This is a genomic window from Klebsiella sp. D-Nf1, from assembly GCF_002810515.1.
Classification (GTDB): Bacteria; Pseudomonadota; Gammaproteobacteria; order Enterobacterales; family Enterobacteriaceae; genus Klebsiella; species Klebsiella variicola.
Map to the genome: position 1 here is coordinate 1,524,605 of NZ_PIOK01000001.1, position 18,663 is coordinate 1,543,267.

General features: G+C 63.3%; 16 protein-coding genes and 1 pseudogene. 3 read left to right on the forward strand and 14 right to left on the reverse strand.

Annotated elements, in window-relative coordinates; translation table 11 throughout:
- The first annotated feature begins 400 nt into the window (after positions 1 to 400).
- Positions 401 to 2,473 carry a TonB-dependent siderophore receptor gene (locus CWM54_RS07535; protein WP_087653252.1) on the forward strand — a complete coding sequence of 691 codons (2,073 nt, stop codon included), beginning with the start codon at positions 401 to 403 and terminating at the stop codon, positions 2,471 to 2,473.
- Between the two features lie 148 nt (positions 2,474 to 2,621).
- On the opposite strand, the gene CWM54_RS07540 is transcribed toward CWM54_RS07535, so the two are convergent.
- From CWM54_RS07540 to CWM54_RS07570, 7 genes and pseudogenes are all read right to left on the reverse strand, one after another.
- Complete coding sequence (locus tag CWM54_RS07540; protein ID WP_100696634.1) at positions 2,622 to 3,410, reverse strand: ABC transporter ATP-binding protein; 789 nt, start codon at positions 3,408 to 3,410, stop codon at positions 2,622 to 2,624.
- Entirely contained in the window at positions 3,404 to 4,399 is a 996-nt protein-coding gene (locus tag CWM54_RS07545; protein ID WP_100696636.1) for an ABC transporter permease, read from the reverse strand. Before CWM54_RS07545 ends, CWM54_RS07540 begins: the two co-directional genes overlap by 7 nt.
- Positions 4,380 to 5,417, reverse strand: coding sequence for an ABC transporter substrate-binding protein (locus CWM54_RS07550; protein ID WP_100696637.1), 1,038 nt, complete (start codon positions 5,415 to 5,417; stop codon positions 4,380 to 4,382). Before CWM54_RS07550 ends, CWM54_RS07545 begins: the two co-directional genes overlap by 20 nt.
- Positions 5,414 to 6,376, reverse strand: a complete 963-nt coding sequence (locus CWM54_RS07555) for an ABC transporter substrate-binding protein (protein ID WP_023340331.1) — start codon at positions 6,374 to 6,376, stop codon at positions 5,414 to 5,416. The genes CWM54_RS07550 and CWM54_RS07555 overlap by 4 nt, the downstream gene beginning before the upstream one ends.
- 5 nt (positions 6,377 to 6,381) lie before the next feature.
- A complete protein-coding gene (locus tag CWM54_RS07560) occupies positions 6,382 to 7,533 on the reverse strand; it encodes an acyl-CoA dehydrogenase family protein (RefSeq protein WP_165785897.1) in 1,152 nt (383 codons plus the stop codon).
- Positions 7,520 to 8,615: pseudogene (locus CWM54_RS07565) on the reverse strand (LLM class flavin-dependent oxidoreductase). The gene CWM54_RS07560 and the pseudogene CWM54_RS07565 overlap by 14 nt, the downstream one beginning before the upstream one ends.
- Before the next feature lie 144 nt (positions 8,616 to 8,759).
- Positions 8,760 to 9,653, reverse strand: a complete 894-nt coding sequence (locus CWM54_RS07570; protein ID WP_100696639.1) for a LysR family transcriptional regulator — start codon at positions 9,651 to 9,653, stop codon at positions 8,760 to 8,762.
- 106 nt (positions 9,654 to 9,759) lie between these two features.
- Between CWM54_RS07570 and CWM54_RS07575 the strand changes: the two genes are divergently transcribed.
- Positions 9,760 to 10,362: a cysteine dioxygenase gene (locus CWM54_RS07575; RefSeq protein ID WP_100696640.1), complete on the forward strand. Its 603-nt coding sequence runs from the start codon at positions 9,760 to 9,762 to the stop codon at positions 10,360 to 10,362.
- A 5-nt stretch (positions 10,363 to 10,367) separates the two neighbouring features.
- Complete coding sequence (locus CWM54_RS07580; RefSeq protein WP_100696642.1) at positions 10,368 to 11,948, forward strand: rhodanese homology domain-containing protein; 1,581 nt, start codon at positions 10,368 to 10,370, stop codon at positions 11,946 to 11,948.
- Positions 11,949 to 11,960: 12 nt separating this feature from the next.
- Here CWM54_RS07580 and CWM54_RS07585 read toward each other — a convergent pair whose 3' ends face one another.
- From CWM54_RS07585 to mhpB, 7 genes are all read right to left on the reverse strand, one after another.
- The gene (locus CWM54_RS07585) at positions 11,961 to 12,686 is read right to left on the reverse strand and encodes a polyphenol oxidase family protein (RefSeq protein ID WP_041165350.1); all 726 of its coding nucleotides are present in this window, start codon (positions 12,684 to 12,686) and stop codon (positions 11,961 to 11,963) included.
- Positions 12,687 to 12,788: 102 nt separating this feature from the next.
- The gene (gene mhpT, locus CWM54_RS07590; RefSeq protein WP_100696644.1) at positions 12,789 to 13,985 is read right to left on the reverse strand and encodes a 3-(3-hydroxy-phenyl)propionate transporter MhpT; all 1,197 of its coding nucleotides are present in this window, start codon (positions 13,983 to 13,985) and stop codon (positions 12,789 to 12,791) included.
- Between the two features lie 75 nt (positions 13,986 to 14,060).
- Complete coding sequence (gene mhpE / locus CWM54_RS07595) at positions 14,061 to 15,077, reverse strand: 4-hydroxy-2-oxovalerate aldolase (RefSeq protein ID WP_100696646.1); 1,017 nt, start codon at positions 15,075 to 15,077, stop codon at positions 14,061 to 14,063.
- Positions 15,074 to 16,024 carry an acetaldehyde dehydrogenase gene (gene mhpF, locus CWM54_RS07600; RefSeq protein WP_023297812.1) on the reverse strand — a complete coding sequence of 317 codons (951 nt, stop codon included), beginning with the start codon at positions 16,022 to 16,024 and terminating at the stop codon, positions 15,074 to 15,076. The genes mhpE and mhpF overlap by 4 nt, the downstream gene beginning before the upstream one ends.
- Complete coding sequence (gene mhpD / locus CWM54_RS07605) at positions 16,017 to 16,823, reverse strand: 2-keto-4-pentenoate hydratase (protein WP_100680503.1); 807 nt, start codon at positions 16,821 to 16,823, stop codon at positions 16,017 to 16,019. The genes mhpF and mhpD overlap by 8 nt, the downstream gene beginning before the upstream one ends.
- Before the next feature lie 10 nt (positions 16,824 to 16,833).
- Positions 16,834 to 17,700, reverse strand: a complete 867-nt coding sequence (gene mhpC / locus CWM54_RS07610) for a 2-hydroxy-6-oxonona-2,4-dienedioate hydrolase (RefSeq protein WP_100680504.1) — start codon at positions 17,698 to 17,700, stop codon at positions 16,834 to 16,836.
- 17 nt (positions 17,701 to 17,717) lie between these two features.
- Positions 17,718 to 18,662, reverse strand: coding sequence for a 2,3-dihydroxyphenylpropionate/2,3-dihydroxicinnamic acid 1,2-dioxygenase (gene mhpB / locus CWM54_RS07615; protein WP_100680505.1), 945 nt, complete (start codon positions 18,660 to 18,662; stop codon positions 17,718 to 17,720).
- Position 18,663 lies beyond the last annotated feature (1 nt).

Consider the following 18,663-nt stretch of genomic DNA (forward strand, 5'->3'; position numbering starts at 1 on the left):
TCAATACTCGCCACTGTCTTCAGTTTGTCACGATAACTACAGCGAGGCCGCGCTAAATAAAAACCAATAAAATCATTTAATATCAATAAAATAACAACAAACCCCCACATCAAGAAAACGTGATAACCCCGCCATTGACCATCGCCAATTTTTTATCTTACATAACGTTTACTACTACATCTCTTCATGATTGAATGATTCTCAATTACACATCTGAAGGCGCATTCAGACGCTAAACAGAGTGCTTTTATTATTCAGGGCAATGATTTTATTGGCTTAATCTGACCGCAAAGGCAGATTCGTTCACGAGAAACAGATAATGACTCAACCCCATGTCGCCTGCAGAGCGTTGCAAGGGCGCGCGCTTTTTTCGCTTCTTTTTTTAGCCTCACCGGGATTAATGGCCGCCGACAATAGCGCGGCGAAAAGTAATAACGACGCGGAAGAGACCATCACCGTGGTGGCCGACAGCGCGCAGCAGAGCGCCACCAGCGGCTATCAGCCTCTCAGTTCCGCCACCGCGACGCTGACCTCGATGCCGCTGCTGGATATTCCGCAGGTGGTTAATACCGTCAGCGATCGGGTACTGGAAGATCAGCACGCCACCTCACTCGACGAGGCGCTGTATAACGTCGCTAACGTGGTGCAGACCAACACCCTCGGCGGTACCCAGGACGCCTTTACCCGCCGCGGCTTCGGCGCCAACCGCGACGGCTCGATCATGACCAACGGCCTGCGCACCGTGCTGCCGCGCAGTTTTAACGCCGCCACCGAACGGGTGGAAGTTCTGAAGGGGCCGGCCTCGACGCTGTACGGTATCCTCGACCCCGGCGGGCTGATCAACGTCATCACCAAACGGCCGGAGCGGCAGTTCTCTGGTTCGGTTTCCGCGACGTCCACCAGCTTTGGCGGCGGTACCGGCAGCTTCGACGTCACCGGCCCTATCGAAGGCACGAATCTGGCGTACCGGCTGATTGGGGAATACCAGAATGAGGATTACTGGCGCAATTTTGGTAAAAACAAAAGCAGCTTTATCGCCCCTTCCCTGACCTGGTTTGGCGAGCGGGCGACGGTGACCGCGTCCTATTCGCATCGCGACTACAGCGCGCCCTTTGACCGCGGCACTATTTTCGATCTGAATACCGGCCATGCGGTGAACGTCGATCGCAAAACCCGCTTCGATGAAGCGTTTAATATTACCGATGGCTATTCCGATCTCGCTCAGCTCAACGCCGAGTATCGCCTTAACGACGCCTGGACCGCGCGCTTCGACTACAGCTACAGCCAGGACAATTACAACGACAACCAGGCGCGGGTGATGGCCTATGATTCGGCGACCGGCAATCTCACCCGCCGGGTTGACGGTACCCACGGTTCAACGCAGAAGATGCACTCCACCCGCGCTGACCTGCAGGGCAACGTGGTGGTAGGCGGCTTTTATAACGAACTGCTGACCGGCGTCGCCTATGAGAATTACGATCTGCTGCGCACCGATATGCTGCGCTGCAAGAACGTGAAAGGCTTTAACATCTATCATCCGGTCTACGGCACCCTCGACACCTGTAATACCGTCTCCGCATCCGACAGCGATCAGCGTATCCAGCAGGAGAGCTATGCCGCTTACGTGCAGGACGCGCTGTACCTGACTGACAACTGGATCGCCGTCGCCGGCGTGCGCTACCAGTACTACACCCAGTACGCCGGTAAAGGCCGACCGTTTAACGTCAATACCGACAGCCGCGATGAGAAATGGACGCCGAAAGCCGGCCTGGTCTACAAAGTGACGCCGAACGTCTCCCTGTTCGCCAACGTCGCCCAGTCGTTTATGCCGCAGTCGTCGATCGCCAGCTATATCGGCGAGCTGCCGCCGGAAGAGTCCACCTCCTACGAAGTGGGCGCCAAATTCGACCTGTTAAACGGCATTACCGCCAATATCGCGCTGTTTGATATTCATAAGCGTAACGTGCTGTACACCGAGAGCATTGGCGATGAGACGGTGGCCAAAACGGCGGGCAAAGTGCGTTCCCAGGGGGTGGAAGTGGATCTGGCGGGTTCCATCACCGATAACCTCAGCGTGATCGCCAGCTACGGCTACACCGACGCCAAAGTGCTGGAAGATCCGGATTACGCCGGGAAACCGCTGCCAAACGTGCCGAAACATACCGGTTCGCTGTTCCTGACCTATGACATTCATAACGTCTATAACAGCAACACCCTGACCGTCGGCGGCGGCGGTCATGCGGTCAGCAAGCGCTCCGGCACCAACGGCGCGGATTATTATCTGCAGGGCTATGCGGTGGCGGATGTGTTTGCCGCCTATAAGATGAAGCTGCAGTATCCGGTGACGCTGCAGGTAAATGTGAAGAACCTGTTTGATAAGACCTATTACACTTCCTCGATCGGCACCAATAACCTCGGCAACCAGATTGGCGACCCGCGCGAAGTGCAGTTCACGGTGAAGATGGATTTTTAAGCCGGACCATGGCGTCGCGCCGGATGTTCATTGCCGGGCGGCGCTGCGCTTGCACCGGCCTACGACAGCATTGGCCTCTGGCCCTTCCCCTTCCTGTCGAGTTTGTAGGCCCGGTAAGGCGCAGCCGCCACCGGGCAATGCGTTCAGCTTACCAGTCCTCCTCCTGGCCGAGGATGCGCAATATATCCTGACGATGCTGCAGCAGCTGCGGGTTATCGCGATGACGGGGAAAAGCCAGCGGCAGCGCGAACTCGGCGATAATCCGCCCCGGACGCGGCGACATCACCAGCACCCGCTCGCACAGCAGCAGCGCCTCTTCGATATCGTGGGTCACCAGCAGGCTGGTATACCCCTGCTGCTGCCAGAGGGCGATCAGCTCCCGCTGCATGCTAATGCGGGTCAGGGAATCAAGCTTACCCAACGGCTCGTCAAGCAGCAGCAGGCGCGGCTCGTTCAATAAGGCGCGCGCCAGCGCCGCACGCTGCGCCATCCCCCCGGACAGCTGCCGCGGCCACGCCTCGCTGAAGGCCTGCAGCCCGATGCGGTCAATCAGCGCGTCGGCCTTCGCCTCCAGCCCCTTTTTGCCCTGCGCCTGCGGGCCCAGCAGCACGTTCTGCCGTACCGTCAGCCATGGGTAGAGCGTCGGATCCTGAAACACAAGGATCCGCTCCGGCCCCGGGGCGCCGAGCGCCGCGCCGTCGATCTGCATCTGTCCGCTCTGCGGCGCTTCCAGCCCCGCCAGCAGCCGCAGCAGGGTTGATTTACCGCAGCCGGAAGGGCCCAGCAGCGCCACGCTTTCCCCCGGCCGCAGCTGCAGACTGATATTCTCCAGCACCGGTACCGTCTGTTTGCCAAGCGTAAACGCATGATGAAGATGGCTGATGGATACCGCCGCGCCGCGCGCTATCGCCGGCGAATCTGGCGTCGCTGTTACCATTGCATTCCTCCTCGCTGCCAGCTCAGCAGCCGGTCACGCAGCATAAATAATCCGCTTATCAGGCCGGAGCATAACAACGCCATCACCAGCAGCGCGGCGTACATATTCGGATAGGCCGCCCAGCCCTGGGCCCACTGGAGGTAAAAGCCGATCCCCGACTTCACCCCGACCATTTCGGCGACAATCAGCACCGAAAACGACGCGCCGAGCCCCATAAACAGGCCGACAAAGACGTTCGGCAGCGCGGCGGGGATCGCCACCCGCAGGATCAGGAAACGCTGGCTGGCGCCGAGGGTCCGCGCCACGTCGTACCACGCCTTATCAATGCCCATCACTCCGGACCAGGTCAGCACCGTGACCGGGAACCAGGTGCTCAGCGCGATCAAAAACACGCTGGCGCCGAAGCTCGAGGGAAAAATAAACAGGCACAGCGGCAGCAGCGCGGTGGACGGCACCGGCCCCAGCAGACGTAACACCGGATGCACCCAGTAGCCAATCCGTTGCGACCAGCCAATGGCCAGACCGGTGATGAACCCGCTGCTGGTGCCCAGCAGCACGCCGAGCCCCAGCAGCCCCAGCGAGTGCAGCAGGCTGTCGAGCAGGCGCGGCCAGTCGTCGTGCAGCACCTCGATCAGCGCCTGCGGCGGCGCGAAAAACGGCACCGGCAGCACGGCACTCTTGGCGGTCAGCCCTTCCCAGACAGCAAACAGCACCGGCAACAGCGCCAGCCACTTGCCGGCATGCAGCACACGCGCGCCGCGCGCTCGCCAGTAGCGATAGCTCAGCGCCAGCAGCAGTAATCCGCCGCCGAGGGTGAATTGCGCCAGCGCCCACCCTTCGCTAAACGGCCAGCGCCGCCCGGCATCGGGCCAGGCCAGGGTAAACAGACCGCCCAGCAGCCACAGCGCGGCGGCCAGCAGCCCTTCTCCCCACAGCGGCGCGCGGCCGGTGGGGCGCGCCAGAGCCTGCTCAGGCGAATACGTTGGCATAGATACTCTCCGCGAACTGATGGGGATCGGTACCCGGCTTAATCACCTGCACTCGCTGCAGGTCGACCGCGTACTGCGTCAGCTCTTTCACGAACGCTTCGCCCACCGCGTGATGGCCGTGGCCCTGCCCGTGCAGGATGCCGCTCACCTCCGCCTCACTGGTATTCAGAGCATGGGCGAGGAAAGATTGCGCCACGCTTTCCGGATGCGCTGCGGCATAGCTGTGCGCCTCAAGGATCGCCTGGGTGAGCGCGGCGGCGGCCGGTTTATGGTCCCGCGCCAGACTCCCGCTCACCCCCAGCACGCAGCAGCTGAGGTTGGCATAATCCCCGGTCATATTGCTGGCGATCAGCTGATACTTGCCGGTCTCCAGCAGACGATAGCTGAACGGCTCGCTGCCGCTGATGGCGGCGATTTCGCGCTTGTCCAGCGCCACGCTGAGCAGATCCGCCGGGTAGACTTTCCACTGCACGTCGCTGATCGGGTCGATACCGTGGCGCTTAAGCAGAATGGCGAAGAAGTTTTTATCCGGCCCGGCCATGTCAGTGACGCCGATGGTTTGTCCCTTCAGGCTCTCGAGGCCGCCGAACGGCGAGTCTTTGGCCGTCAGCAGGTTCAGACAGCCGCCGTGGGTCCCGGCGGTGAGCTTGACGTCAAAGCCCTGCTCCAGCGCCTTCAGCCAGCGCAGCGCCATCCCCACCCCGGCGTCGGCCTTACCGGTGGCGATCGCCTCCAGCAGCACATCAGTGGAGTTGCCGAAGTTAACAAACTCAACGTCGAGGTTATATTTACTGAAAATCTTCTGCTGCTCGGCGACGGCGACCGGCGCGAGGCATACCGCGCTTTTATTGATCGCCAGCTTGATCTTGTAGGGCTGTGGCAGGCGCAGCGCCGGATGGGCATCGCCGCTGGCCATGTCCGCCATATCGTGAGCCCACAGCGGCAGAGAGATCCCGGCCAGCGCCAGGCCGCCGCTGAGCTGTAAAAAGCGGCGGCGGGAAAAAGTGGTTCTGGTCATGGTGTCACCTCGGCGGCGGGCACGCTAAAACGGCGGTCAAAGGTCGGCTTCACGTCCAGCCGGGTGCGGATCAGGCCGTTGGCGAGATAAAAGTCCGCCGTTGCCTGCTGCTGGGTCACCGTTTCCTCCGCCAGCGGCTGCCACTGCGACTGGCGGTTGGCAAATTGCGCGCGGGCGATCTCCGCCGGGAAGCGAATGATCTCCCCCAGCGTTTTGCCGTAGCTGTCGAGATTGGCGTAGGCCCAGCGCTCGGCGCCGGCCAGGCGCTGGAGATAATCCTGCAGCGCGGCGCGTTTTTGCGGATCGTTCAGCGCGGAATCCGTTGCCGCGAGGAAGGTATTGCCCGGCAGCAGCCCTTTGCCGCTCACCAGAATCTGCCCCTCATTGGTCTTCACCATTTGGGTGGTGTAGGGCTCCCAGGTCGCCCAGGCATCCACCGAACCGTTAAGCAGCGCCACTTTGGCGTCCACCGGGCCGAGGAACACCCACTGTACCTCCTTCGGTGAAATCCCCGCCTGCTCCAGCGCTTTCAGCGCCACGAAATGACCAATCGATCCTTTACCGGTGGCGATGCGTTTGCCTTTTAAATCGGCGCCGCTTTTTAACGTGCTGCCGGGGGAAACCAGCACCGCGGTCCCCGCCGGGTTGCTTTTATCCACGGCAATGGCCTTGACCGGCGCACCGTTGGCCAGAGCAAACAGCAACGGCGCATCGCCGATGATCCCCGCGTCCACGGCGCCCGCATTGAGGGCTTCCGCCAGCGGCGCGGCGGCCGGGAACTCGGCCCACTTAATGTCATAAGGGAGATTTTGCAGGGCGTTGGCCGCCTCCAGCTGCGAACGCATGCCGCCTTTTTGATCGGCGATACGCAGGGTGATCCGCTCCTGAGCTGTCGCGTAGCCGCCCAGCGCCAGCAGCATCAGCGCTGCCGCCACCCGGCCTGAAAATGATAGACGCATCGTGATTATCCTTGTGATTGAAAGACGAAGTTGCCGGCTGCCAGCCAGGCGCTGTCGCTCTGTGGGGTATGTACCCGTCCGCAGAGCACGTTGCGGTAGTGGCGTTCCAGCGGGTTCTGTCGGCTCAGGCCATGATTGCCGGTCAGCTCGAGCGCAATATTCACCGCCTGAATGGCGTTGTCGGTGATGGTGACTTTCGCCAGATTGGCCTCGATGGCGGAAAAGCGCAGCGCGGCGGCCTGCTCCAGCAGGCTGCGGTTGACCAGCAACAGCCCGGCGATCTGCCCGACTTTCTCCTGCACCCGTGGCAGACGAGAGAGGGGATACCCGAGACCGGCGGGTACCCGCCCCGCCAGCCACCTCACCAGCCAGTCGTGAGCGGCGTGGGCAATGCTGTCATAGATCGCCGCCAGCAGCGCCGTCTGCCGGTTGGCGAACAGGCGAAACGGTTCGGCCTGAGCGGCGGGTGGCGCATCGGCCGGCCAGACATCCACCGCGTGCTCTGCCGCCACCCGCACGTGGTTAAAAATGACTTCATGGCTGCCGGTGGCCCGCATCCCGGCGTGATCCCAGCTTTTCACCACGCTGATACCCGGGCTGTCGCCAGGCACCAGCCAGGTGCCCACCAGCGGCGGGTTATCATCGCTTCTGGCCCACACCGCCAGCCAGCGCAGCCCTTCAATGCCGGTGGTATAAATTTTATGGCCGCTGATGTCCCAGCCCTCCGCGCGACGGGTCGCCACGGTGTCCGGCAAGCCGCCCCGCGCCGGGGAGCCCAGCTCCGGCTCGACGCGCAGGCTGTTGATCAGGCCACCGTGTTCGACAGCATCGTGAAAAACCTGCTGGCGCAGCGGCGCGTGCCAGGCGTCGTTTTCCGCCAGCCGCAAATGGTGCAGATACTGCATGCAGACGATCAGCGCTGTCGCCGGCTCTCCCCAGGCGATGGCAGCGATGGCCTGCTGAAGCTGGGCCAGAGTGGCGCCCGCGCCGCCGCAGGTTGACGGCACGGCGAGACTTAACCAGCCCCCGGCGCGCAGATGGTCGATATTACGCCGGGGAAACTCGCCGCTGGCATCAAGGCTGGCCGCCTGCTCCGCCATCTGCTGGCGGAGCGCCGTCAGCTGCCGGGCCCAGTCGTCGCGCTCAGGATGGGTCACGATGCGCGCTCCGCCACCGCACGCCGGGCAGCTTTTTCGCGGGCGATCGGCAGCAGCGCCCGGCCATAGTCGGCCGCGTCGTTCAGCGGATCGAATCCGCGGATCAGGAAGTTACGCACGCCGAGGTCGTAGTAATCGAGCAGCGCATCCGCCACCTGCTCCGGGGTGCCCACCAGCGCGGTGGAGTTATGTCCGCCGCCCACCAGTTGGGCGATGCCGGTCCACAGACGTTTGTCCACCACCCTGCCCTGCGCCGCGGTGGCCCGCAGCCGCTGGGCGCCGATGCTGTCCGGTTTGGCTTTGAAACCGCCCCCGCGCTGCGCCGCCTGCTCGGTGGCGACGTGCAGGATATGCTCGGCTTTCTCCCAGGCTTCGGCTTCGCTGTCGGCGATAATCGGCCGGAACGAGACGCTGAAGCCAATATCACGCTGGTGTTTCGCCGCTTCGGCGCGCACACGCTGGATGGTCTCGCCGGTTTGCGCCAGCGACTCGCCCCACAGGGCGAAGACGTCGGCATGTTTGCCGGCGACGGCGATGGCCGCTTCCGACGAGCCGCCGAAGTAGATGGGAAGATGCGGTTTTTGCAGCGGGCGAATGGCGGACCAGGCCTGCTCGGCCTGATAAAAATCGTTGTGAATATCCACCGGCTGCTCGCTGGTCCACACCTGGCGCACGGTGTCGAGGAAGGCGTCGGTACGGGCGTAGCGCTGGTCGTGGTCGAGATAATCGCCATCCCGGCGCTGCTCGGCATCGTTGCCGCCGCTGATGATATGCACCGCCAGCCGGCCCCCCAGCAGATGCTCAAGGGTGGCGAATTTGCGCGCGGCGAGGGTTGGGGAAACAAAACCGGGGCGATGGGCCAGCAGGTAATGGATTTTCTGCGTCGACAGCCCGGCCAGGGCCGTCACCAGAAAGCCGTCGGGTTGATCGGACCAGTGGCCGACCAGCAGACGATCAAACCCAGCGGCTTCATGGGTTTGCGCAAAGCGAACGATATAGTCGCGGTCAAAGATCGGCCCCACCGGGGCAATCGTTTCGGAAGAGAGGCGGTGGCCAATCATGCCGAGAAACTGAATGCTCATGAACAACTCCTTGCGTCAGGGTAATGGAGTGGCCGCGACAGCGGCGCTGGTCATTACCCTATACAGAGTGTGTTAATGAGCAAAATGCATTTTTATCATATCTTAATATGCTGAATTAGCATTAAACAAAAATGCATAGTGCTTTCAGTCGGATACTGTCAGCTGCTGTACCACTTTGCTGGCGAAAAAGGTCAGCGGCGGCTGCAGGTTTGCCAGATACTGGGCGTGGATCAGCCACAGTGAGACCGCAGGCTGAAAATCGCTGAGGTTGAGGACCGCGATCTCGTCCCGCCACGGGCTGCTGGCCAGCGCCGCCCGCGGCACCAGACCCAGCCCCTGTCCCTGCGCCACCAGCGCCATCTGCAGCTGCGCGCCCGCGCTCTCGACATTAAGCTTCAACCGCAATCCCTGACTCTGCAGCTCGCGAATGAGCCCGGCGCGCAGGCCACAGCCGTCGGGGTTAAGGATCCAGCCCTGTTCGGCGCACTCCCGCAGGGATGACGCGCGCAAATTCAAACGCCGGCCGACGATCGGCACCACCTCCAGGGGACACAGCAGCCGTCCGCTGTAGCCCTCGGCGAAGCTTTGCTGGGCCGGCCCCATCGCCAGCATGCCGTCCAGCTCGCCGTTTTCCAGTCGACGCTGCAGCTGTCCGCTCCAGCCGCAGGTGATCTGCGGCGACAGTTCGGGAAACTGCTGGCTCAGCGCTGACAGCGCCGCCGGCAGGGCAATCTCGCTGAGACTCTGCGGCACGCCGAGACGCAGCGCGCCGCGCGGCTCGCCTTCCGGATCCAACAGGCTGTAGAGTTTTTTCGTCTCACGCTTAATGCTCAGACACTGCTCGTACACCCGGTGTCCGGCGGCAGTCAGGGTCAGCGGGCGGGTCTGGCGCTCCAATAGCGTCACGTTCAGCTCCTGCTCCAGGCGCTGCAGGCGCCGGGTGATGGCCGACTGGGTGATCCCCAGATATTCCGCGGCCTGATTGAGGGACGAAAACTGCACCGTGGCCAGCAAAGCGTCGATATCGTCAATGCGCATAGGATCCTTATGTGAAATTTGCATATTAATATATGCGTAAATTGCATTTAAATAATATTAACGCCTCTGTTAGCGTTTTGACCAGTCCCTCTGAAAGGAACCGCACATGACTGCACCACGACTGGAAAAATTACGCCATTTCATTCATGAGGTAGACCGCCTGCACCGTGAACACCACCAGACCGCCCCGCTGCTTGACGCCGTGGCGCAGCGACTGGCGGCGCTGGTGCGTTACGACGACTGGCTGCCGGAAGAGTACACCCTGCCGCATCCGCACCATTACCAGCAGTATCTGCTGCATGCCGACTCCGGGGAGCGCTTCTCGATTGTCAGCTTCGTCTGGGGACCGGGGCAAGCGACGCCGATCCATGACCACCGGGTGTGGGGGGCCATTGGTATGCTGCGCGGCGCGGAAGAGAATCAACGCTACCAGCTGGATGCCGATGGCATACCGCGCGCGCTGGGCGCCGCCACGCTTCTGGAAGCAGGCCAGGTGGAGAAAGTCTCCGCTGACGATGGCGATATTCATCGCGTCAGCAATGCGCTGGCGGATCGCGTCTCCATCAGCATTCACATCTACGGCGGCAATATCGGCGCGGTGAAGCGCGCCGTGTATACCCCGGAAGGACAGCAGAAACCGTTTATCTCCGGCTACTCCAACCGCCATTTACCCAATATCTGGGATCCCTCCCGCGAACATCAAGGATAACCACTATGTCCACCTACGCTTATCGCCAGGCCGCCGAGATCCGCCAGGCACTGCTCGATCGTCGTGAACTGGCGCTGATCGACGTCCGGGAAGAGGCCGATTTCGCCACCGATCATCCGCTGTTTGCCGTCAATCTGCCGCTCAGCAAACTGGAGCTGGAGGTCCGCCGGCGGATACCGCGCTTCACCACCCCGCTCACCATCTACGACAACGGCGAAGGTCTGGCGGAGATCGCCGTCGAACGGCTGCGGGCCTGGGGCTATCAGGATGTGGCCCTGCTGACAGAGGGGCTCGCCGGCTGGCGCCGCAGCGGCGGCGAGCTGTTTCAGGACGTCAACTCCGCCAGCAAAGCCTTTGGTGAACTGGTGGAAAGCGTGCGTCACACACCGTCGCTCAGCGCCCAGGAGGTTCAGGCGCTCATCGACAGCCGGCAGGAGGTGGTGATCGTCGACGCCCGGCGCTTCGATGAGTACCAGACCATGAGCATCCCCGGCAGCATCAGCGTGCCCGGCGGCGAGCTGGTCCTGCGGGTAGAGAGCCTGGCGCCCTCCCCGCAGACACCGGTTATCGTCAACTGTGCCGGACGCACCCGCAGCATCATCGGCACCCAGTCGCTGATCAACGCCGGCGTGCCAAACCCGGTCCATGCCCTGCGCAATGGCACTATCGGCTGGACGCTGGCTGGCCAGACGCTGGCGCACCAGCAACAGCGGCAATACGATCCCTCCGCCCGCGCCTCCGGCGCCCGGGCCGCTGAGGTGGCGCATCTTGCCGAACGGGCCGGGGTGGCGGTCATCGATGAGGCCACGCTGCAACGCTGGCTGCAGCAGAACGACCGCACCACCTTCCTGTTTGATGTCCGCAGCCCCGAGGAGTACGCGGCGGGTCACTATCCCGGCAGCCTGAGCGCGCCAGGCGGCCAGCTGGTGCAGGAGACCGATCACTTCGCCAGCGTGCGGGGGGCGCGCATTGTGCTGCTGGATGACGATGGCATCCGGGCGGCGATAACCGGCTCGTGGCTGGCGCAGATGGGCTGGGAGACGGCGCGGCTGAGCGCGCTGTCGGCCAGCCAGTTGAGCGAACGCGGGGTGCCGGCCGCCGAGGTGCCGCCCGGTCCGCAGGCGGAGGAGATAAGCCCGGCGCAGCTGGCGCAACAGCTGGACGAACCCGGTACGGTGGTGCTCGATTTCACCACCAGCGCCAACTTTGTCGCTCGCCATATCCCCGGCGCGTGGTGGCTGACGCGCTCGCAGCTGCGCCAGGCCCTGGACGTGATCCCTCCCGCCCAACGTTACGTGGTGACCTGCGGCAGTAGTCTGCTGGCCCGCTACGCGGTGCCGGAGGTGGCGGCCTTGACCGGTAAACCGGTGCAGTTGCTTACCGGCGGGACGCTGGCGTGGATCGCCGCCGGTCTGCCGCTGGCGCATGGCGACAGCGGCCTCGCCGTCGAGCGCCGTGACCGCTATCGTCGTCCGTACGAAGGAACCGATAATTCCGCCGAGGCCATGCAGGCCTATCTGGAGTGGGAGTATGGCCTGGTGGATCAGCTGGCCCGCGACGGCGCCCACGGTTTTCGGGTGCTCTAGCGCGAGCGCGCCTCAGGCCTCGCGCAGGATCCACGAATACTGAAAGCTCTTCGGCGCCGGAAAATGGGTCCGGCGTCGGTAGGAGCCCAGCGACTGCGGGGTGCAGTAGGTGCAACTCCCCAGCCATTCAACGCTCGCCGGCGACACTCCCGCCTCTGCGAAGATCGCTTCGGCAAAGGCGCGCAGATCAAACCACAGATTATCGCTGCCGCGTGCGGCGGCTTTGAGCGGATCGCTGACCGGGCCCGAACGGGAATGAAACAGCCGCTGGCGATGGCGGGCCACCCGATCACCGCCGGGCTGGTCCAGCAGTTGCTGATAAAATGCGGCGGAGACTTCGTAACAGCAAGGGTGAATATGCGGCCCCACGGCGATGACCAGATCGGCCAATGCCACCCCCTGCTGGCGAAAACAGGCCAGACTATTGTCGACAATACCGCTGGCCAGCCCCTGCCAGCCGGCATGCACGCTACAGACGAAGCGACCGTCGCGCGAGGCGATCAGCATCGGCAGACAGTCGGCGGTCACCACCCCCACCTTTTGCCCGGCCACCGCGGTAAACACCGCGTCGGCGTGCGGGCGCGTCGGCAGCGGCTGCTGATAATGATGAACCTCATTACCATGCACCAGCTTCACCGGAGCCAGCTCGGCATAGGGAAAGGCGGCGGTTTCATGGACATCGAGAAAAGCGTGGCGGATGCCGGGGATAGCATTGAGCAAACGGGAGGTGTAAGCCATAGGGACGATAAGCGTCAGGGAATGATGTCTTACCATAGGCCAGGTGACGCGGACAGGCAAGGCGGCGGACAGGCATTTTTTTGCCAGACCGCCGGATGCGTCTCAGACAATCGCGGCGCGCTGCTGGCGATGCATCAGCCAGAACACCGCCACGCCGGCCAGCACAATGCCGGGCGCCGAGGCCGCCATCACCCCGACGGTGCCGGTGCCGAGAGCCAGCATCTTGCCGGCCAGCAGCGGGCCGCTCATCGCCCCAAGACGGCCCACCGCCACGGCGGTGCCGACCCCGGTGGCGCGGATCGCTGCGGGGTAAAAAAGCGGCGCCAGGGCATAGAGTACGCTCTGGCCGCCGGTGGCAAACAGCCCGGCGACAAACCCCGCCAGCAGCATTCCGTTCAGCGACGACGCGCTGCCCAGCGCCAGCAGGGAAGCCAGAATCCCGCTGTAGATCAGGAGCGACATCCGCAGCGGGGTGAGCTTATCCATTAGCACTCCCAGCAGCAGCGTGCCGCAGGCGGCGCCGATCTGCAGAGAGAACATCACCCCCGCCGCCTGGCTGGCGCGGAATCCCTGGCCCACCAGCAGCATCGGCAGCCAGTTGATCAGCATATAGACCACCAGCAGGGTGAAAAAATAACCCAGCCACAGCAGCAGGGTGGCGGCGGCCTGGCCCGGGGCAAACAGAGTGCGCAGCGGCACGCTGGCCTCCGCGCGCTGAAACGCCTGCGACTCCGGTAGCCAACGCATCAGCAGCGGGATCAGCAGTAACGGGACCACGCCGCCAATCCAGAAAATAGTCTGCCAGGCCGCGGCGAAACCGGAAAAGCCCAGCGCCGCCGCCAGCGCGGCGCCAATGGGCACGCCGCAGTACATCAGGCTTACCGCCCGGCCGCGGAAGCGTGAGCCAGCGGCTTCCGAGGTTAAGGCAATCAGGTTCGGCAATGCCGCCCCGAGCCCGACGCCGGTGAGCAGGCGCGCCAGCAGCAGCGTCGGGAAGCTCCATGCCACCGCGGTGGCCAGCGAGAACAGGCCAAACAGCAGCACCGACCCCAGCAGAATGCGCTTGCGCCCGTGGCGGTCCGCCAGCATGCCGCCCACCAGCGCGCCGGGCAGCAGGCCGAGGATCCCGGCGCTGAAGATCCAGCCCATCTGCATTTTATCCAGCGCAAAGGCCTGCGCCATGCCGACGGCGGCAATCCCCGCCGCCTGCAGATCCAGCCCTTCCATCAGGGCCACCATAAAACAGAGCCCGATGGTGACCACCAGGCGCGAGGGGTTTGCAGTCGTTATCTTGGTCATAGGGTACCTTGGCGATAGCCGAACAAACGGAGCAGGTGACTGGCGGCTGATGCTTTGTCAGCCGCACGTTTTTCGTTATTTATTACGGTTAAGCAGATCCAGCGCGACGTCGACGATCATATCCTCCTGACCGCCGACCATCCGCCGCTTGCCCAGCTCGACGAGAATATCCACCGCGCTGAGGCCATAGCGCTCGGCCGCCGCTTCGCTGTGGCGCAGGAAGCTGGAGTAGACCCCGGCGTAGCCCAGCGCCAGCGTTTCGCGGTCGACACGCACCGGACGGTCCTGCAGCGGCCGCACCAGATCATCGGCCGCGTTCATCAGGGCGTAGAGATCGGTGCCATGCTGCCAGCCGAGCTTGTCGGCGGCGGCAATAAACACCTCCAGCGGCGCATTGCCCGCCCCCGCGCCCATCCCGGCCAGGCTGGCGTCAATGCGATCGCACCCCTCTTCCACCGCGGCGATAGAGTTCGCCACCCCGAGGCTCAGGTTATGGTGGGCATGCATCCCGGTGGCGGTCTCCGGCTTCAACACCGCCTTCAGGGCACGGAAACGGTCCCGAATGTCGTTCATGTTCATCGCCCCGCCGGAATCCACCACATAGATACAGGTCGCGCCATAAGATTCCATCTTCAGCGCCTGCTGCGCCAGTGCCTGCGGGGAGATCATATGGCTCATCATCAGAAAACCGACGGTGTCCATTCCCAGCTCGCGGGCATAGGCAATATGTTGCGCCGCGACGTCCGCTTCGCTGCAGTGGGTGGCGACCCGCACCACCCGCGCTCCGGCCTGATACGCCGCTTTCAGATCGTGCAGCGTGCCGATGCCCGGCAGCAGTAAGGTGGCGATTTTCGCCTGGCTGACCGCCTCCGCCGCCGCTTCAATCCAGGCGATGTCGCTGTGAGCGCCAAAGCCGTAGTTGAAGCTGGATCCCTGCAGGCCATCGCCATGGGCCACTTCGATGGAGTCGACCCCAGCCTTATCCAGCGCGCCGGCGATCTGCTGCACCTGCGCCAGGGAATACTGGTGACGAATGGCGTGCATGCCATCGCGCAGCGTCACGTCCGAGATATAAAGTTTTTTACCGTTCATGCTGTCGCTCCCGCCGCGCTGTGCATTGCCCCGGCCATTTGTTCCGCCGTCGCCAGCGCCGCCGAGGTCATAATATCGAGGTTGCCCGCGTACGCTGGCAGATAGTGCGCCGCCCCTTCCACTTCGAGGTAAACCGCGGTTTTCAGGCCGGAAAAACAGCCGACGCCGGGCAGGTTGACCGGCTTATCCTCGGGGATAACCTCAAACTGCACCTGCTGCTTCAGCCGGTAGCCTGGGACGTAAGCCTGCACTGCCGCCGCCATTTCGGCGATCGAGGCGGCAATGGCCTCCTGCGACGCCAGCTCGCTCAGGACATAGACGGTATCGCGCATCATCAGCGGCGGCTCCGCCGGGTTCAGCACAATAATCGCTTTGCCCTTGCCCGCGCCGCCGACTTTTTCAATCGCCTGCGAGGTGGTTTCGGTGAATTCGTCAATATTGGCCCGCGTGCCCGGCCCGGCGGATTGGCTGGCGATCGAGGCCACGATCTCCGCGTAATGCACCTTCGCCACTCGCGAGACCGCGGCGACCATCGGGATGGTCGCCTGCCCGCCGCAGGTCACCATATTGACGTTGCCCTGATGGAGATTGGCCGCGAGGTTGACCACAGGTACGCAGTACGGGCCAATCGCCGCCGGCGTCAGGTCGATGACGCGGATCCCCGGCTTCGCTTCGCGCAGCGCGGCATCGTTTTTGATGTGTGCCCCGGCGCTGGTGGCGTCAAAAACAAAATCGATGTCGGCAAATTCCGCCATCTGCATCAGGCCGCCCACCCCTTCGTGGGTGGTCGCGACGCCCATGCGCCGGGCGCGGGCCAGGCCATCCGACTGCGGGTCGATGCCGACCATCACCGCCATCTCCAGATGTTGGCCGTGGCGCAGGATTTTAATCATTAAATCGGTGCCGATATTCCCGGAGCCGATAATGGCGACTTTACGTTTACGCATCATGATGTCCTTCTCCGGCGGCGACGAAACGTGCCGCGACTGAGCCAATACCTTCGATATGGGCGACAAAGCTGTCCCCTTCGTTAATCGCCACCATCGGGCCTAACGCCCCGGTCAGCACGATATCTCCCGCCCGCAGCGGTTCGCCAAGGCTGGCCAGCTTGCGCGCCAGCCAGACTGCGGCGTTCAGCGGATGTCCCAGGCACTCGCTGCCGCGACCGCTGGAGACCAGCTCCTGGTTGCGGGTCATGTGCATGGCGCACTGCTTCAGATCCAGTCCCGCCGGGCGCTGCGCCGGGCCGCCAATGACGTACAGGCCGCAGGAGGCGTTATCGGCGACGGTGTCGACAAAGCCGATTGACCAGTCGCGAATGCGGCTGCCCACCACCTCCAGCGCTGGCAGCACCCATTCGATGGCGTTATACAGTTCATCAAAAGTGGTATCGGCATGCGGCAGATCCTGCTTCAGCACCAGGGCGATCTCGGCCTCCACTTTGGGCTGCAGCACGCGACCAAACGGCACCTCGGCGTTGTCGCCGTAGCACATGTCGGCAAACAGAGTGCCGAAGTCCGGCTGATTGACGCCCAGCTGCTGCTGCACTTTGGGATGGGTCAGGCCCACCTTGCGGCCCACCACCCGCCGGCCATGGGCCACGTGATGCTGAACGTTCAGACGCTGGATGGCGTAGGCAGCGTCGGCGTTGTCGACGCCGAGGATATCGCGCAGCGGGGCGATCGCCTGGCCGGTCTGTTCGGCATCGCGCAACTGCCGGGCCAGCGCGTCAAGAGAAAAAGTCATCATTAACTCCTTAAGCCCGTGCGAGGAAATTGAGCACCAGCTGATTAAAACTGTCGGCATGTTCCCACTGCGCCCAGTGGCCGCAGTCGCGGTAAATATGCAGTTCCGAACCGGCGATCCCGGCGAGCAGGCGCAGCCCGGCGTCCATCGGCACGAAGCGGTCGTTGCGTCCCCAGACGATCAGGGTTGGCGCGCTGATTTCGCCCAGCCGCGGGCCAAAGTCAGGAAACTGCTTCGGGTTGGCTTCGAGGCTTTTGACGAAGTTGTCCAGATGATCGCGGCGCGACAGCATATTGTTGAGACGCGCCTCGAACAGCGCCTCGGTGAGGTCGCGGGTGTCGAAGACGAAGATGCTCATCATCTTCTTCAGGTTTTCTATGGTCGGCTCGCGGTACAGGGCGTTCAGCAGCTTGATGCCCTCCGTCGGCATCGGCGTGAACAGGCTCATGCCGCCGGTCCCCCCGCCCATCAGCACCAGCTTAGCCACCCGCTCCGGCCAGCTCAGAGTGAAGGCCACCGCGCTATGGCCGCCCATCGAGTTGCCCAGCAGATGGACTTTATCGATCCCCAGCTGATCGACCACGCTTTTCAGAATGCGGGCGTTGAGATCCGAACGCGAGCCGCTGTTAACGATCGAATCGCTCTTTCCCCACCCCGGACAGTCGAGGAGCAGCACGCGATAGCCCGCCTCGACCAGCGGGTCAATATTGCGGCTGAAGTTGGCCCAGCCGGTGGCTCCCGGCCCGGATCCGTGCAGCATGACCACAGTCTCTTTCCCGTCGCCGCAGTCATTGATATGGATGCGCAGCGCGCGGTCCCCCTCGTCGACATTGAGGAATCGGCTGGTGGCGGCTTCGGTTTGCGGTTGATAGCTCATGTTAGTCTCCCGGTTAATCAAATCTCGGTGGTGGCGCTCAGCGAGCCGAACCCGGCGATCCACTCGGGGATCGGTCGGTAATAGCGGCCTTCACTGCGCCAGCGGCCAAAAGCGGATAGCGCGGCAAAGGCGGCCACCCAGGTCTTAATTTCGTGCGTCGATTTGCCGGCCATCGCCGACAGCTCGTCGTTGCCGATCGCATCCAGTTCCGCCAGCCGCCCCTGCTCCAGCAGACTCATAAAGCGGTTGTCCCAGACCGGGTTGAGGGGATGGAGCGAGTGCGGGTCTTCAGTAAACCGCCTGGCGGCGTTGATCACCCGCTGCTGGCGCAGTTCGCGTTCGTCCGGCGGCAGCTGTTTGCCGCCGCCGAGCAGGCGATCGCGGAGATGGGCGTCGGCTTTCGCCAGCTCCGGCACCGGCGGCTGGTGCGAGAGTCCGCCCGAGCCGAGGATCAGCACCCGCTTATTGAGGGTGTTGAGGAAGCGGCCCATCGCCTCGCCCAGCAGCCGGGTACGTTGAAAACCCGGCAGCGGCGTGGCGACGCCGTTAATAAACACCGGCAGCACCGGCAGGCGATCCAGGCCGCCCAGCAGAAATTCCAGCGGCTGGGCGAAGCCATGGTCCACCTGCATGTTGTACGACACCGCCAGATCGATACCGCTGTTGATCACGGCGTGGGCGCAGGCTTCCGCCAGCTCGGTCGGCACCGGCAGGTCGCCGGCGGCGCTGGCGAAGTCGCCGATGGCGGTGGCGCCGACGCCGAGGCAGAACGGCGGCATCACGTCATAGAAAAAACCGTTGTAGTGATCGGGGGCGAAGAGCACCACCAGCTCGGGATCGAAGGCGGCGATCCGCCGCCGGGCGTCAGCAATCACCCCGTTCACTTCATCAAGGACCGCCTGCTCCGGGTCGACGAATCCCACCAGCGGAGTGTGGGAGAGACAGTGCAAATAGGCATGCATA